At 64.1% G+C, this 15,524-nt stretch carries 12 protein-coding genes; 5 read left to right on the forward strand and 7 right to left on the reverse strand.

What is annotated here, in order from left to right; all coding sequences use genetic code 11:
- Both CGU34_RS15450 and CGU34_RS15455 read right to left on the reverse strand, forming a co-directional pair.
- Window positions 1-396: a hypothetical protein gene (locus CGU34_RS15450; RefSeq protein ID WP_036294805.1), complete on the reverse strand. Its 396-nt coding sequence runs from the start codon at window positions 394-396 to the stop codon at window positions 1-3.
- A gap of 49 nt (window positions 397-445) precedes the next feature.
- Window positions 446-799 carry a MarR family transcriptional regulator gene (locus CGU34_RS15455; protein WP_036294808.1) on the reverse strand — a complete coding sequence of 118 codons (354 nt, stop codon included), beginning with the start codon at window positions 797-799 and terminating at the stop codon, window positions 446-448.
- A gap of 250 nt (window positions 800-1,049) precedes the next feature.
- On the opposite strand from CGU34_RS15455, the gene CGU34_RS15460 reads away from it, so the two are divergent.
- Genes CGU34_RS15460 through CGU34_RS15475 form a run of 4 tightly spaced genes read left to right on the forward strand, consistent with a single transcriptional unit; the run spans window position 1,050 to window position 7,394 of the window.
- Window positions 1,050-1,772 carry a TnsA-like heteromeric transposase endonuclease subunit gene (locus CGU34_RS15460; RefSeq protein ID WP_051512879.1) on the forward strand — a complete coding sequence of 241 codons (723 nt, stop codon included), beginning with the start codon at window positions 1,050-1,052 and terminating at the stop codon, window positions 1,770-1,772.
- Window positions 1,769-3,886, forward strand: a complete 2,118-nt coding sequence (locus CGU34_RS15465; protein ID WP_051512882.1) for a DDE-type integrase/transposase/recombinase — start codon at window positions 1,769-1,771, stop codon at window positions 3,884-3,886. The genes CGU34_RS15460 and CGU34_RS15465 overlap by 4 nt, the downstream gene beginning before the upstream one ends.
- The gene (locus CGU34_RS15470; protein ID WP_036294811.1) at window positions 3,883-5,004 is read left to right on the forward strand and encodes an ATP-binding protein; all 1,122 of its coding nucleotides are present in this window, start codon (window positions 3,883-3,885) and stop codon (window positions 5,002-5,004) included. The genes CGU34_RS15465 and CGU34_RS15470 overlap by 4 nt, the downstream gene beginning before the upstream one ends.
- Window positions 5,001-7,394 carry a TniQ family protein gene (locus CGU34_RS15475; protein WP_036294814.1) on the forward strand — a complete coding sequence of 798 codons (2,394 nt, stop codon included), beginning with the start codon at window positions 5,001-5,003 and terminating at the stop codon, window positions 7,392-7,394. The genes CGU34_RS15470 and CGU34_RS15475 overlap by 4 nt, the downstream gene beginning before the upstream one ends.
- Here the strand turns inward: CGU34_RS15475 and CGU34_RS15480 are convergent.
- Together CGU34_RS15480 and CGU34_RS15485 are read right to left on the reverse strand one after the other, a co-directional pair.
- Window positions 7,348-7,632 (reverse strand): helix-turn-helix transcriptional regulator, encoded by a 285-nt coding sequence (locus tag CGU34_RS15480; RefSeq protein ID WP_036294817.1) that lies wholly within the window; start codon window positions 7,630-7,632, stop codon window positions 7,348-7,350. The two genes, CGU34_RS15475 and CGU34_RS15480, sit on opposite strands and share 47 nt — an antisense overlap.
- 71 nt (window positions 7,633-7,703) lie before the next feature.
- Entirely contained in the window at window positions 7,704-8,900 is a 1,197-nt protein-coding gene (locus CGU34_RS15485; RefSeq protein WP_051512884.1) for a HEPN-associated N-terminal domain-containing protein, read from the reverse strand.
- A 199-nt stretch (window positions 8,901-9,099) separates the two neighbouring features.
- On the opposite strand from CGU34_RS15485, the gene CGU34_RS15490 reads away from it, so the two are divergent.
- Window positions 9,100-12,066 (forward strand): hypothetical protein, encoded by a 2,967-nt coding sequence (locus tag CGU34_RS15490; RefSeq protein ID WP_198517854.1) that lies wholly within the window; start codon window positions 9,100-9,102, stop codon window positions 12,064-12,066.
- A gap of 68 nt (window positions 12,067-12,134) precedes the next feature.
- Here the strand turns inward: CGU34_RS15490 and CGU34_RS15495 are convergent, their stop codons facing one another.
- The 3 genes from CGU34_RS15495 to CGU34_RS15505 all read right to left on the reverse strand — a co-directional run bounded on the left by CGU34_RS15495 (window position 12,135) and on the right by CGU34_RS15505 (window position 15,512).
- A complete protein-coding gene (locus CGU34_RS15495; protein ID WP_100814613.1) occupies window positions 12,135-12,476 on the reverse strand; it encodes a hypothetical protein in 342 nt (113 codons plus the stop codon).
- Window positions 12,473-13,648, reverse strand: coding sequence for a TRAFAC clade GTPase domain-containing protein (locus CGU34_RS15500; RefSeq protein WP_100814614.1), 1,176 nt, complete (start codon window positions 13,646-13,648; stop codon window positions 12,473-12,475). The genes CGU34_RS15495 and CGU34_RS15500 overlap by 4 nt, the downstream gene beginning before the upstream one ends.
- Before the next feature lie 283 nt (window positions 13,649-13,931).
- Window positions 13,932-15,512: a hypothetical protein gene (locus CGU34_RS15505; protein ID WP_100814615.1), complete on the reverse strand. Its 1,581-nt coding sequence runs from the start codon at window positions 15,510-15,512 to the stop codon at window positions 13,932-13,934.
- Window positions 15,513-15,524 lie beyond the last annotated feature (12 nt).

The following is a 15,524-nucleotide window of genomic DNA, read 5'->3' on the forward strand; positions in this document are numbered from 1 at the left end:
CTACTCGGACTCGGTTCGGTTCGCCTCGGCCACAACGTCGACGCGTCCTGGCCGGACGATGTCGTCGTATCCGGGGACGAACGCTATCGTTCCGAGCCGGGTCCAGTAGCTGATGAGCCATCGCTGGAGCAGGTCGCGTTGTTCGTGGCGTTCGAAGAGTGTCCGTCCGGGATCCTCGATCGCGGCATCCCAATCGTCGATCTCGAAGACCGCCTCGATGAGTTCGGCGCACGTCGGTCCGTTGCCACGTTCGTCCCACCAGGCCACCGTGAGCATGCCGGCGCGATTGGCAGTCGAGGTTCCGCCGGGCTCATCGATCGTCCCAAGGAGGGCGCCGAGGTACGGGTCCTCAGCCGCAGTCGCGAATGCCTCGTAGTGGTCCTCGGCAACGCTCATAGAGGAAGGATGCCATACCGATTAGGCATACGACCTTCGTGAGCGTCTACTAGCGACGCGCCGTGGTTGCTTCCCACTGGATGGTGAAAGTTCCGGCTGCGCGTGCGTCTGCCTCTGCTTCAAGCCGTAGTGCGTAGTCCCATGTCGGGTGCACCGCGCGCTGGTAGATCCTGATCCGCTCGGCGGTGACCTCATCCGTTCGCCGGACAAGCCCCAACTGCTTGAGGCGCTTCAGCAGGGCGTGGATCGTGCTGGTCGACAGCCCCGTGGCTGTTGCGACGGAGGGCGTGGAGAACTTTCCGTCAGGGGACCGTGCGATCTCGGCCATGAGCGCGAGCATGTGGTTGCTTCCGAAGGCAAGCTTCGAAAGCTCCTCGCTCTGTTCGCTCGGCACGGTCTCCACCGCCTCATTTTCGCATGAGGCGCTCAGCGCAGCAGGAGCATCGCGGGGCGTGGTCCGACGGCGTGGCGCGTGTTGTGTATCTGACCTCCCCAGCGTAAATGTCACATTCACTGCTCGCAGCCATCGGCATGCGAGAGAGCTCCAACGCGAAGAACTCGACCCGCGTGTCGAACCTCAAGAACAGAAGAGACCTCCGTACGTTAACGAATCAAGAGTTATGACTCATTGTTCGCGACTCGTAGGAGTTGACGTGCCAACATCGCCACCGCAGTACACGCTGCGACTCGACGGGAATGACCTCGAGCGGGGCAAACTCGCGGATCTCGAGGCTCGACACGTCTTCGAGGCCGAGCCTCGGCGGACGTTCCGCTGGCATCGGGGACAGCGGCATTACCCAGGGCGCTACTGGTGCGCCACCACGGAAGGCTTCGTCGGGTACGAGAGTCGCCTCGAGCTCGCGGCGCTTCTCCTCGAGGACTTCGACCATCGGGCGGTTCGGATCGCATCGCAGCCGTTCGAGTTGATCGCCGATCGAAACGGTGTTGAGCGAAGCTACGTGCCCGACTACATGATCGAGCACGATGACCATCGCTTCACGGTGATCGAGGTCAAGCCGAAGCGCCGGCTGGAAGACCCGGAGATCGCGGGTGCACTCCGGTGGGCGGGCGACATTATCCAATCCCGCGGATGGGGATATCGGATCGCCACCGAGCCCGACCCAGCGCTGCTCTCCAACGTCCGGTTCCTTGCGGGGTATCGACGCCTCTGGCAGTTTCCCCGGCGCGACGTCGAGGTGGTCGAGGCGGCGATAAGCGAGGCGCCCACATTTGGCGCGGCCATGCGGAGCGCCGGGGCCGCCTTGGATGACATCCCCTATGCGCGAGCGGTCGTGCTCCACCTGCTCTGGCGCCGCTCGATTCTCTGCGACCTCACATCCGCCCTTGCCAACCACACCGCATTGGAGACGCCATGAGCCACACCTTCGACATCCGCATCGGAAGCACCGTCTCGTTCGACGGCAGTCTCTGCACTGTCATCGAGATCGCCGGCGACGCCCTTGTCCTCGTCGACGGCGCGAAGAAGACCCGACGCGTGCGACTCGTCGAACTTCTGCGCGGCGCCACGGATGCGTTCGGGATACCGTCCGAGGAGGTTGCACTCACACCGCTCGCCCTGATCTGGGCGGACGCGACGGAAGAGCAACGCGACGAGGCAAGGCGGAAGGCGGCGCACGTCCGAGAGATGCGCACCGGGTTCGCGTCGGGGATGCCGACTCTTGCTCAACCGCACGAGCCGCGACCGGAGTACAACCCGAAGCTCACGACCATCCACGAGCGGCGTCGCGCCAAGGCCGCAGAGCTTGGCGTCAGCCCGAAGACGCTGAAGCGCTGGGACGATCGGTTCGACGAGGGCGAAGATCTCGCGCTGCTCGACTTCCGGAAGACGTCCTGGACGCCGGCGCTCTCCGGGCTCGATCCGCGCTGGGTCGACATGTGCCGACGTGTCGTTGAGGAGAACGTTCGCGGCGCGAAGCGCAGTGTCACGACCACCCTCGCCATCGTGTTGGCGAGGGTCAAGCGCGAGTACCCGGATGTCGAGGTGCGGATACCTTCCGAATCCAGCGCTCGTGACGCGGTCGCCGAGCTCACCCGCGGGAAGGGCACGTTCGGCGCCAGCATGCGGGCCCAGCGATCCATCGAAACGCGGCCGCCCGTGCCGTACGGACGATTGGTCGCGACGAGACCCGGTGAGTACGTCGTTCTCGACACGACGCCCCTCAACGTCTTCGGCGTCGCACCCGTTACCGGCAAGTGGATGCGCGCCGAGCTGACCGTCGCCCTCGACCTCTATGACAGATCCATCCTCGGCCTCCGTCTTGCACCCATCTCCACCAAGGCGGTCGACGTGGCGGGCGTGCTGATGGAGGCTCTCTCACCCCGCGAGATGCCGGCCGAGTGGGGCGACCGAGCAACCTGGCCGTTCCATGGCGTGCCGGAGAACATCGTCATCGACGTCGAGAACCTCAAGGCGCTGCGGTTCCGCCGTCCCGGCATCCTTCCGGACACGATCATCATCGATCACGGCAAGCCGTTCATGTCGATCCATGTCGCGAGCGTGTGCCAGCGGCTCGGGATCTCCATCCAGCCCGCACATGTCTACACCGGCACCGACAAGGCGTGGGTCGAACGCTGGTTCCGCACGATTGACGAGATGCTGCAGGAGCTGCCCGGCTACAAGGGCAAGGACATCGCCTCCCGAGGGGAGGCGCCGGAGAGCGAGGCGGTCTACACGATCCCTCAGCTCGAGCAGATCATCCGTGAATGGATCGCCACGGTCTACCACCTCCGCCCGCACGGCGGACTCGTCGACTCGCAGCTGCCCGCAGCCAAGATGAGCCCTGCGCAGAAGTTCGAGCAGGGGATCGCGGTGGCCGGCCGCATCCGTGTTCCGTCGAACCCCAACCTGCTGCTCGAGATGCTCCCTGTCGTCAAGCGCAAGTTCAACCACTACGGCGTCGAGGTCGGCACGCTCCGCTACAACGGCGACATCGTGGGGAAGTACTACGACCGGTCGCGGGCGATGGCGAAGAGCAAGCGGAAGTGGCAGTTCTCGGTGAACCCTGACGACTTCTCGCAGATCTACTTCAACGACCCCGACGACAACACGTGGCACGTCTTGCGCTGGGAGCACGCACCGAAGGTGCCGGTGCCATTCAGCCTCGACGCGCTCGAGTACGCCAAGGGCATCGCGCTCGACCGGCGCAACGGCGTGAATGTGTCCGAGGCGCTCGGCGAACTCCTGGAGCGGTGGGGTGCCGGCCGCGCGAGCACGCCCGCGGAGAAGCGCATCAGCGCGCGACTTGCCGCGCAACTGGCCGAGACCGCGGACGGCCCGGACAGCCCGTTCTTCCCGCACATCGCTAGGCAGATCGCGCAGCAGATGGCCGGACCGGACCTGAGCGACGAGCTGGGCATGCTCCCGCTCGCGCCGGCACTGGCGAGCGAGAATGACGATCCACTCGCGCTCACCGCCGAGGTGCTTATCGAAGAAGATCTCGACGACATTGACCTCCTGGAGGACCTGTGATCCTTCCGCTCGAGCGTGACGAACTCCTCTCCCGCTGGGAGGGGTGGCGACACTTCGCTGAGGGGCCGGCGCTCGAGAAGCCCGAGCATCTGTCTGCGAAGCAGATCAAGAGGCTCGGGGAGGATGATCGGGTCGCCTATGACTACCAGCGCGAGCGGTATCACGCGAACTTCCTCGTCACGACTCCTCAGGTCAAGCGGCTCAACGTGCGTTTGTGGGACCTTCTCGACGCAAACCAGCAGGGGCCTTCACGAGTCAAGGGGGCGGCGGTCATCGACTCGCCCCCAGGCCTGGGCAAGACCACTGCCGTGGACGCGTTCGGGCGAGCCTTTCATCGACGGCAGATCTTGAGGCACGGGCGTGACTTCGACGACGGGCAGACGCTCCACATCCCGGTCTGCCACGTTGCATTCAAGGGCCACACGACCACGCGTGCGCTCAACGAGGCAATCCTGAACTTCTACAACCACCCCTCCGCCGACGCGGCGGAGACTCGGCATCTGCGAAACCGCAACCTTGCTACTCTCGCGGCGGAATCGGTCCGCCGTCACGGCACGCGGTTGATCATCGTCGACGACGTGCACTTCCTGAAGATCCACACGGACGAGGGAGTGGCGCTGGCGAACGAGCTGAAGTGGCTCGCCAACGAGTACCCCGCGACCTTCCTGTTCACCGGCGTCAACATGACCGACACGGGACTGCTCAGCGAGAGCAAGACCACCAAGAAGCTGGCAATGTCACAGATCGCGCGACGCTGGACCAGGCTCGCCCTTCCCCCGTTCGCGCACCCCGTTGATGAGCATCGAAAAGCCTGGCTCTCGCTCCTCGGCACGATCGAGACTCACCTCGTGCTTGCCAACGCAAAGCCCCGGATGCTGCGCGAACAGGCGGACTATCTCTACGAGCGCTCGACCGGCATGATCGGCTCGCTCTTCAAGCTGATCACCCTCGGGGCTGTGCATGCGATGCGGGACGGCATCGAAGAGCTGACTCGAGAGGTGCTCGACGAGATCGACATCGATGTCGCAGCCGAAGACGCTCGGGAGGTTGTCGCGAAAGAGCTCGAGGAGATGAAGCGTGCGGCGGCCAAGCGGAGCACGTCGCGGGCCATCGCATGAGCCTTCGTCGCCTGCCGCACGTCGCCATGCCACTTCCAGATGAACCTCTCGATTCGTGGGTCGAGTTCATGGCCCACAGCTACGGGGCCACTGTCGGCGAGATGGCGCGAGCACTAGGACTGGTCGGTGGGAAAGGGATCCCTGCCGCGGGAGCGCAATCCTCACGGGCGTGGTCCACCGCGCTCGAACCGCAGCAACTCCGCAACCTCGAACTCACGACCGGGCGGTCGGGCGATGAGTATCGGGCGATGACGCGCACCACGTTCGCGGCGAACGCCATCCGCCTCACACCTCAGGGGCGCATCAGCGCGTCGTGCCCGGCCACTGGAGTCGCTGCTCGGTACTGCCCGGAGTGCCTCGCCGACTCGGGAGGTCGATGGCGCCTGTCTTGGCAGTTCCCGTTCGGGTTCGCCTGCCTCCGCCACAAGCGTCTCCTCGTCGACGCGTGCCCGGGATGCGGCCAGCCTCCGCGGCTCATCGGACATCCCCTCACGCTTGTTCCGGAGCCGGGACGCTGCCACAACCGACCAGCAACCGAATCGACCGTGTTGCGGGCGCGTTGCGGTGCGGACCTGACCTCGAGCGAGGAGTTCGTGGCGGCGCACTCCGAGACGCGCGAAGCGCAACGACTGATCTTGAGGGTCGTAGCCACCGGCATCGGCGAGTTCGGCATCTACGCAGACGGTCGACCGAGCACGATCCAGGTCCTGTCCGACATGCTGTTGCTGTCTCGCGCGGGACGACAGGCGCTCGTCGACGGAGAGCGATTCGAGTGGATGCCGGAAGGCCAGGCCGACGCGAGCCCGATCACGTCCCACCGACGTACCGGAAAGGTGGAGCTGCGGCCAAGCACCGCCCGAGAGGTCGCGCTCGGAAACACCATCGCCTTCGAGGCGCTGCAGGCAGGCGAACGAATCACCGACCTGCTGCGCGGACGCGTGAGCATCCATACGGCACTCGACCACTACTCCCCACCCCTGCGAGACCACGTGAGTCGTGCGCTCGGCCGAACGAGACGCCCCACAGCGACCCTTCAGGCCGTGAAGGTGTGGGTGACCAACCCGGAAGTTCGCGCTGCGAAGCTCCCAGCGGTTCTCTGGCCCGAATGGACCGCTCGGCTCGCACCACGGCGGCTCGACGCGGAGATCGCCGGCGGCGCTTTGGCGGCGGCGGTGGTCTTCGTTGGGACGCGACTCACTCACGGTTCAGCGATCAAGCTCCTCGATCAGGAGGCCAAGGGACGTCAGGTCAGCCACGTCATGCGCTCCTTTGGCCGCAATGCGCCCGAGGCCGACACGATCCGCGCGATCGCGCGGATCGCTGCGTTCCTCGACGAGACGCCGACGCCGATCGACTTTGCACGCCGCCGGGCGATCGACTACTCCGGCATCCTGCCTCGCGACGAGTGGCGCGAGATCTGCCGAAGCAGGAACGTGCTGCCGGGTGGGGTTCGCCGTTGGCAGGTCGCTCGAGCACACCTCTACGTGCTGCTCAGCGGGAACAGGCTGGCGCGGGCTCCGTTCGCCGACGAGCCCGGGTTCCCTCCTTTCGCGGCGGTACGGGACCTTCGAGCCGGCATGCCAGCTGCCGTCGCGGCGGCACTCGACGCGGTTGGCGCTGACTTCCTGAGGCTGCAAGGCGTCGACGAGCCCGTCTCGTGGGTGCCGGAGCTGGGGGTTGTCGGGGTCTCAGACGAGGTCGCCAGCCCGAACGAAGGACGATGGCCGCAAGCCCGCCCCGCCCGGGCTGCGGTGAACTCGGTGCGTGCGGTCGCTGCATACTCCGCCGGGCGCTCGGTCAGCGAGATCGCGTTCGACCACGGTGTCGCCCGTCAGACTGTCGGTCGCGTGCTCGCGGCCGAGGAAGTGGAGACGCGCCGCGGTCGCAGAAGCACCGTGATCGACCCGGAGTGGCTACGGGAGCGGTACATCGTCGAGCGCCACACGATCCCCGAGATCGCGGCCGAGGTGGGGGTGACGATGACCACGATCAATCGCCACCTCGAGGCCGCCGGTATCCCGCGTCGTGCCCGCGGGAGCGCGAGCCGAGCGACTGCGATCCGCGTCGACCCGCGCGCCGGAGACTCGCCGCTCTTGCGCACGATCCTCGTCGGTCAGGATGCCACGCAGCGAGCAGAGCGGTTCCTCATCGTTGCCCGGCACGACACCATGACGGCAGCCGCTCGCGAGATCGGCGTGACCCTCAGCATCCTGGCGAATCAGATGAAGCGCATTGGGTCGGATGCGGGTGGTGCGCTGATCACGCGAGCCCAGCGGGGACAGCCGCTCACCCTGACGGAACTGGGGGTCGAGGTGCGGCGCGAGCTGGCCGAGGCGTTCGGCGTCAGCGGAGCCGAAGGTCGGGAGCTTCTGGCGGAAGGATGTCCGTGAGCGCGACGCCCAGGGTCTGCGACATCGCGAGAAGGGTGCGGATCGTCGGATTCGCCGGCGTCCCCGGCTTCGACTCGCCCTTCTCGTACTTCTGGTACGTGTAGCGCGTTAACCCCGAGCGGTACGCGACGTCCTCTTGACTGAGCCCGCGCTCGTGTCGAAGTCGCTGAAGGTTCGTGGCGAGCTGCCCGGCGTAGTCGCTCCAGGCCGCATCCTCGGGTCTGGTCCGCTTCGCCACCGATCCAGCGTTCCCGCGAACGGGCGTCGGTATGGCCTAATCGGTATGGCAGACTCTCGCTGAACTGGCGCTCAAAGCGGTGCCGCAATCACTCGGACTGTGGCTGGGTCAAGTTCGAGGAGGGAGTCGGCGTTGGCATGACCGGCGTCAGTCATCCGTTCGTTCGCCGCGAAAACCACGCAGTTTGTGACCGCCGGATCTTTAGATGAGCGCCACAGTATGCCGTCCACGGGACCTGCGGGACCGCGCAGCTCGTATCGCAGGTACTCCGCCACGATCTGTGTCGGGACGTAGTCCAGGTTCTGGCGATCACTCGGATCAGCGACGCGAGCGACATCCTCAACGAAGTCGCGCATGAAGGCAATCGGTGCCCGTTCATGTCGTCGATCGGGATCAAAGAGTGAGGGCACCTCGTCGACCATCGTCAGATCCACCACCGTGATGTCGCGCAGCAGCTTGAACGCCCCGATCGTCCCTTCGTCCTTCGGCCCCGCGTACCCAGCGACTTCCGCTTGGGCGCCGACGGCGGTGGTCGCACCGTAGAACGCTCCCATGCCCTTGGCTGTCATGCGGTTGTCCTTCGCCCATTGGTCAGGTGGCGATCCGAGCGCTGTCGCCGAACGATGGTGCTCCCCAGACGCGTGTACACGCACACGCCACCACTTCGTTCCCGCGTCGAGTGTCCGTATCTGGCCCGCGGTCTCCACTGCGTCGGCAAGTGCCGCTGGGATCGCATCCATCGTGATCTCGCCTGCGCCGTACATGGATGTGGTGTCGCGGACAAGGAACGTGTATCGCCGTCGATGCTTCACATATTGGCGAAACGCCTCCCATCCCCACCGCAGGGCGTCTGTCGGTGAGGCCGCGTAGGGGTCTCGTTGGACCCATGCGTCTTGCTGGATCGCAGTGGCTAGGTCTTCAAACAGGCGCCCATCTTCCGTAACCTCGTGATTCCCCAGGAGGTCCCACGGATCCAGCAGGCCCATCTGGTATCCACCGTCTGCGGAGGAGTAGACCACCTGCTCTACCGGATCCTCGTACTCGTACCGGAAGCCGTCGACGATGAGGTCGAGCACGACGTTGACGGACGCGCTTGCCTCGGGGTGACTGGGTGAGTTGTGACAGTAGTCACAAGGCGCCCGTCCGCCGGATTCACGGACCGCCGCGCTGAGCGCGTAATCGGTCAAGCATGCCGAGCAGACTGTCTTCCCGACGTCTGACCATCCGCGCGATTCGATTTCGTCGAGGAGTCGTTGAACACCACCCATGACGATCCACGCTACTCAATGAAGTGACTGCGTCAGCAGGTTCGGGTGGCACGGAACGCCATGTCGAATGTTGTCGATAGTGTTGATCCACGTTGCCCGCTGCCCGAGGAGCGTCGATGCCCGGAACGCCTTGCCCGTCGTGGTTCCAACCGGGAACGCGATGCCATACGTCTCGGGTGTCGACGAGTCGGATGCCGTGATGTTCGGCCGTTCCGCGGCACAAGACCCGCAGACTCGGCCGGCGCGGCTGGCAAGGCTCGCGCGAAGCGGGAACCCGGAGCTTCGCGCGCTCGTTGCGTGCAACGCCAGCACCCCCCCGAGTGCTCTGGCTGCTCTGGCGGGCGACAGCGTACTCGGCATTGTCGCCACGGTCGCTGGTAACCCCTCCACCCCTGAAGCCACGCTGGAGCGTCTCGCGAATAGCCGGGATGAGCACGTTCGAGCCGCCGCGCTTGGCAACCCGAGCACGCCTGCAGCTGCTCTCGGAAACATACTTAGCAGCCGGGGAGCCACTCTCGCGGAGAAGGTTGCTGCGGCTGGTAATCCTTCGACACCGGCAGCGACTCTCTCCCGCCTCACCTGGCACGATGCGCCGCAAGAGATCAAGCTGGCGGTGGCGAGGAACGCGCGAGCCTCGGCGGAGACCTTGTCTGGCCTGTTCAGTTGGCACGACCGGGAGAAAGCGAAAATGCGGGCGATTGCCCGGGCCCTTGCAGAGAATCCCGCAACACCAACATCGACGCGAGCGTATCTCTACGAGCAGGAGGATCTGCGTGCGATCGTCGTGGCCACGACTCCTGTGGAACCGATCGCGAAGCGGATCTCCCAAGTGCGCAGCAGTGGGTACGTAAGCTCGGCGACCTTCGAGCTTCTCGCGAAGGACAAGGACCAAGCGGTTCGACGAGCCGTCGCGATTGCACCCGGTACTAAGGAGGCCGTCCTCGAGCAGCTCGCGAACGATTCTGCGGAAGGGGTCGCGGGTGTGGCCCGAGCGCGACTGGCGAAGGACAGCGCCGAGATTCGGCGCCTCGCGCAAAAAGAAGACCCGGTGCTTCTAGAGGCCATCGCGCGCAACCCGCGAACACCACCCGAGCTGATGCCTGAGCTCGTTCTGGCCATACTCGATACGGCTGGAGAGGATCTCCTTCGTGACTACGCCAAGGAGGCGTCTACGCCGGCTGACGTGTTGCGGCGCCTTGCGGAGCACACAAGTGCAAGTGTCCGATTTGCGGTTGCGTCGAGATCGGCCGCACCTTCGGACGTGCTGAAGATACTCGCCCTCGATTCTGCACCAAACATTCGAGCGGCAGCGGCGAGTATTCAGGGGATGCCCGTCTCCAGTCTCGTCAACCTCGTCGCTGACCCAGACAACACCGTGCGAAAGGCCGTCGCAGGCAACGTGTCCATGCCGCCAGAGCTGTTGATGCGGCTCGCGGTGGATGATGTGGCTGACGTCGTCGCAGCTGTGGCGGCCAACGCATCAGCCACAGGACCAGTGCTCACGAAGATTGTGAACGACCAGCTCGCTCGTAGAGCTGGGCGACCTGCGAGACCCGCATACAGCACCGAGCGTGACACTTTTTCGCTCGAACCTCTCATATCGGCTGGGGCAAACTCGAACACGCCCGATGAAGCTCTGACAGTGCTTGTCAACTCGGTCGCGGGGGTAGTTGCGCGGTCGTCCTCTCCCCGCGATGAGCGACGTCTCGCAGAGGAGGCTCGTGTGTGGGCCGCTGTCGCCAGGAACGACAAAGCATCTCCGGATGTGCTGGAGGCTGTGGCTCGCCGCGCCCATCGCGAGCTTTGGATGAAGGGTGACCCTGATCGGGTACCTCGCGATCTTGAGGGGTCGCGTGAACGCATTTTGAGCGACATCGTTGATAACAGTGGCTCCGGGGTCGGGACTCTCGAGTTTCTCAGCGACGGCGAATGGGTAGCCCGTCGGACTACGACGCGCAGCGAACGTGACGATGGTCACACCATCACATGGACAATCTGGGATGGCAGCGCAACGGCCGCTGCGAAAGCCGACATGGCGCGCAAGGTTCGGCGCGAGATCTCGCGCCGGAGTTGGCTGCGGGAGGGTAGTCAAGCGGACCGGATCGGATTTGCTACCAATCCAGACGCGTCGCCTGAGATCCTCGACGAGCTCGCCAACGATCCGGCGGATGCGGTCCGCCGGGCAGTCGCCGCGAATCGTTCGACGCCGGCTGCTGCATTCGCGCGCCTCGCGGCGGACACCGAACGTCTTGTTCGCATTGCCGCCGCAGGCTCCTCCCATCCAGACGCGGCGATTCGCGAGCACGAGCGTTCCGGATATACGCGAGAACCTCGTGAGGTCGCATATCGCGATGGGTTTGAGTCGCTCGCCCAAGATGTTGATCCGGAAGTGCGCACCGCGGTCGCTTCGAACACAGGCGCGTTCTGGGTCGCGCTGTCCGAGCCCGCTCGTAGCCGCATGGCATTCGATGAGCACCCGTCAGTCCGAGCGGCCGTGCTTACGTCGATCAGCGAACTAGATCACGTGTTCGGTGGCCTCGAAATCTCAACAGCCGCGCTCCAGCACATGATCAAGACGGGCGGTCCTGAGACTTGGCGGACCCTGGCCGCGCGCTACGGGGAACTCCCGATCGCCATCCTCGAACAGCTGGCAAGCAAGGGAGATGTCGCGACGACCCTGCTTGTCGCGAAGGACTACTACGCGAAGGGGGACCTACTCGTCCGCCTTGCAGGATCGAACGATGCAGCTGTCGTGGATGCTGTTGCATCACGGCTCCGTTTCGGCGATGACCGCGGCGATGACGAAGCGGTCCGAAAGGCGCTGATCCGCAACCCGCATGCACCTGAACTCTTTCTTCGACAGGTCGCGTACGGCGGGACCAAGGATCAAGAGATGATCGACCTGGCGATCAAACATCCAAACTTTCCGGAGTCGATGTTGATTGGGTTCGCGGAGGGGACGGATCAACAGCGGATCATGGCCGCGGCATCCAGCCGCAATCCGAAAGTGGTCGCCGCCGTTGCCGCAAACGAGCACGCGTCATTGGAGGCGCTGAGTTACGTCGCGGCGCACGGCGGAGCAGAGGCTCGAGAGGCGTTGCTAGTCAACAAGAGCACTCCTCCCGAGTTGCTCCTCCGGCTGATCGAGCAGAATCCCGGGGGCTAGGTATGCGGACACTGGCGGTTCATGGTCGAGCTGTCCAGTCGAAGATGAATCCCCGGACGGCCACGTCGTCAGATGGTTCTAGAGGGGTCCGGCCCGTCCCAGATGTGGCTGAAGGTCTTCTCCACTTCAGGCCAGAGCTCTCGCACCGCGTCTTCTACCGATGAGATCGCGTCGGAGGTTGGTGAGAACACGATGAACTCGTGAGGGATGATGCGTCCGGCGGAGTCGCGCCTACCCAGAGGATCGGGGAAGCGGGCGACGACGACGTCGCCGTCCCTTCCATACGCGGTCATTGCATTCTCGACACCGGCGAAACGGCGGAGGTACTCTGTCCGCGGATCCTCGAGGCCGGCGTCGAGCAGGAACCGAAATCCCCAGGTCCTGCCGCGCGTCGCCCAGATGAACGTCACCTACTGCTCCGGAGAAAGACCTCGTCGGCTTCGGCTTCATCGAGTTTCAGTTGGAAACCAGTGAGGGTGCTCCGCAGGTTCTCGTGCTTGGAAACCGCATCTCGGTTGGCCGCTGTGAGCTTGTCGCCGCCCATCTTTGCCAGATCCTCAATCGCGGAGCCGAAGTGAGTCAGGATGAGGCCCAGGGAGGTCAGAAGCTTGTTGTCCTTACCCGCAAGCTTCGTTGCCAGAGCGCCCAGTCCTCCGAGCGCGGCTGCCATCGAAACCCCTCCCGCCACAAGATGCTCGTAGACCTTGCCCCGATCCGTCATCCCCTTCGCCCACTTGACGTGACGCTCAAACGGCAGCATGGCCGCGAGCGGAAGGATCAGGTCGAGCCCCACACGCTCCGTGACTTCGATCTTGCCGGGCTCGAACTTTGCGGACGAGAGCAAGATGAAGTCCTCGCCCACTGACAGTGCTTCGGGTGCCTCGATCAAGCTCGCAAGCGTGCTCTCGAGCTCGTTGAGTTCATGGGTGGCCTTGCCGATAACGAGGTCGCGAAAATCGATCACGCCCATGTCCGGGAGCAGGTCGCACTTCGAGAGGGCGAGCACCCAGATTCTGGGGAACTCGACGAACTTCTTGCCTCCCTCGAGCAGATCGTCTCGCATCAGGCGGAGACCGTTGCTCACGTTGGCGAGGAGCGATTTCAGGTATCGCTCCTCCTCACCAGCGTTGTCGAGGAGCCGTTGTCCATCCACGAGGAGCAGCGCGACATCCGAACGAAGGAGCCGCCGAAATGTGGCTACACGCGCATCCGCTTCGGGTCCCTCGAGATCCTGGGCGAACCATTCGCCGGGGTAGTCATGCCAGGCGATCTGCACTGCATCGAAGGGGCGCCGCTTCTCGTCGTCTCCCTGCGGAGAGTCCTTTGCCCTAATCGTGAAGGCATAGGTTTCCGAGTCGAAGCGCGTGGTGAGTGGAACCGTCGCAGATCCGCGCATGCCGAGGTACGCCTGGTACAACGAGCGACCCTGGGACTGCTTGTCCGCGACCACTTCGTACGGGTGCTCGGCCTTATACGCCTGTTGCTGTGTCGCCCCATAGAACGATGAGACCAGGACGGTCTTGCCGCTGCCGCTCTCTCCAAAGACAGCGATCTGCTGCTCGATCTTCCGGTTCTTCGCCATATGTGAAACCTACCGAGCCCGGTACGGCCTCCGAGCGAACCTCGAGATGGACAAGTCGCGTGCCACTGGCTGTCGCCGAACGTGGACATTTCGTCTCGTCCTGCCTTGGACCCGTCGCACACGGGCGGACATCTCTGAGCGTTTCCTACAGTAGGGATTTTTTTGAAATGTCCATTTCGCAGATGAAATGTCCACGCGATGTCCATATGGACATTTCGACGCGTCGACGACTCCCTGTGGGATGTCGGTCGACTGAAGACTTGTGCGAGGGTTTGACTCGGGGCTACTCAGGGTCCATGCCAAGCCGCTCGGCGGCCCGATTGATGCGTGTGAACAGACCGATTGACTCCCATGTACTCACGAGCAACGCGTTCTCCCGCCCGTGCGTTTCGTCTAGTGCGGGGTTGAGTAGCATTACGTTGTCTTCAGCGGCACCTGCGCACGTGAGCAAAGCCTGACCGAGCTCGTTCGCGCTTAGGAGGACGAGCGTCTCGAGCTCGCCGATCGAAAGCACGCCGAGGGGGAACTCGGCCTGATCTAGCCGCTCACGAATCAGCCAGTTCTGATTGAGATAGAACGGCTCCAGAGTGACCACGATGCCCACTCGCGGTTTGGTGGTGTCGATCTCCGTTCGCACCGAGCTGATCGCCTTGATGTGCGTGTGCGAGCGGTTGAGTTGACGGATGCCTTTGCCGATGCTGTCCTCGATCGACCGGAGCCAGTCAGCCCCGCCAACACGGAGTGACTCGATTGGCTGCCGGGCCTTGCACTCAATGAGCACGAGCACATCAGGGAGGTCCAGGAACCAGTCGCACGAGTCGATCTCCTGCTTTCCCAGCTTGTAGCGCTCTTCCGGAAGGACCTGCTTCGCCCCGTCGATGAGTTCGAGCTGCCGACCGGTGTAGTGCTGGAAGACGGGGCCGAGGTCGTCGGCAAAGGATTTGCGAAGATCGGTTGGGGGCAGAAAGTAGATCGACGGAGGAAGCGCTTTGGTGATGATTGCCTGCACCCAGGGCGCGACAGCCCCAGACGCGATGCCCTCTACGATCGGTCGGTTCGTGAGCGGATTGAAAGCGAACTTCTTCTCCGCGGAAGGTAGTGGATCCTGCCAAACGCGGTTCGTTGCCTTGAACTCGGCAACTCTCGTCACAAGATGATCGGCAAAAACTCGTCGCGCGGCGTCTAGCGAAAACACGTCCGCGAGCTCCAGAAGCGCAGGGGAGTCCAAGTCATCGAGCGAGACGCGGCCACTTTGCTGTTGCGCGATGACCGAGAACAGGAAGACCGACTCGACGTAGTCATCGAGCGTGAGGCCCCCCGTTAGCCGCTCGAACCAGCCCGGGGTCATCAGCTTCGGGGCATACCCGCTAGGGATCTCAGACGCGGAGCCGAAAAGCAAGATCGACCGGGCGACCTCGGCGAGGATGGATCTTTGACCGGGGAATTGCTCGAAATAGATCCGAGCAAGAATGCGGCCGAGCCGCTCGCGAGATGCCTCGATCTCCTCGGGGGACTCGTCAGGGATCACTCCGTTAGCTTCGTTGTCCGAACGGACCGAAGAGCCGCTCTCCTCATCGATCAACAGAGCATTCATGTTGCACAACCGGAAGAGCGTCTGCCGCTCTGCCCGTGTCCGCCCGGGCCCTCCCCATGCGAGCGAGGTGCGAGCTACGTCAGCGACGGTCCACGGGGTCACGCCCAATCGTTTCCATTCGGTGGGATCCTCGCCATTGGCGAAAATGGCAGTCACCGCTGCTGCCTCCATAAGCAGGCTGTCGCGGTCCGCGCGACGGACAGCCGACTTGAACCCGTCCCATGTGTATGCTCCGCCGGTGTAGCGGCTGGGATGCACCAACTTAGTCATTGGCTTCTCTTC

It is taken from the genome of Microbacterium lacus (genome assembly GCF_002812805.1).
In the GTDB taxonomy this organism is placed as follows: Bacteria; Actinomycetota; Actinomycetes; order Actinomycetales; family Microbacteriaceae; genus Microbacterium; species Microbacterium lacus_A.

Coding starts and splice junctions, on each gene's coding strand:
- CGU34_RS15450 (WP_036294805.1), bottom strand. CDS start 396: ATGAGCGTTGCCGAGGACCACTACGAGGCATTCGCGACTGCGGCTGAG.
- CGU34_RS15465 (WP_051512882.1), top strand. CDS start 1,769: ATGAGCCACACCTTCGACATCCGCATCGGAAGCACCGTCTCGTTCGAC.
- CGU34_RS15475 (WP_036294814.1), top strand. CDS start 5,001: ATGAGCCTTCGTCGCCTGCCGCACGTCGCCATGCCACTTCCAGATGAA.
- CGU34_RS15485 (WP_051512884.1), bottom strand. CDS start 8,900: ATGGGTGGTGTTCAACGACTCCTCGACGAAATCGAATCGCGCGGATGG.
- CGU34_RS15490 (WP_198517854.1), top strand. CDS start 9,100: ATGTTCGGCCGTTCCGCGGCACAAGACCCGCAGACTCGGCCGGCGCGG.
- CGU34_RS15500 (WP_100814614.1), bottom strand. CDS start 13,648: ATGGCGAAGAACCGGAAGATCGAGCAGCAGATCGCTGTCTTTGGAGAG.
- CGU34_RS15505 (WP_100814615.1), bottom strand. CDS start 15,512: ATGACTAAGTTGGTGCATCCCAGCCGCTACACCGGCGGAGCATACACA.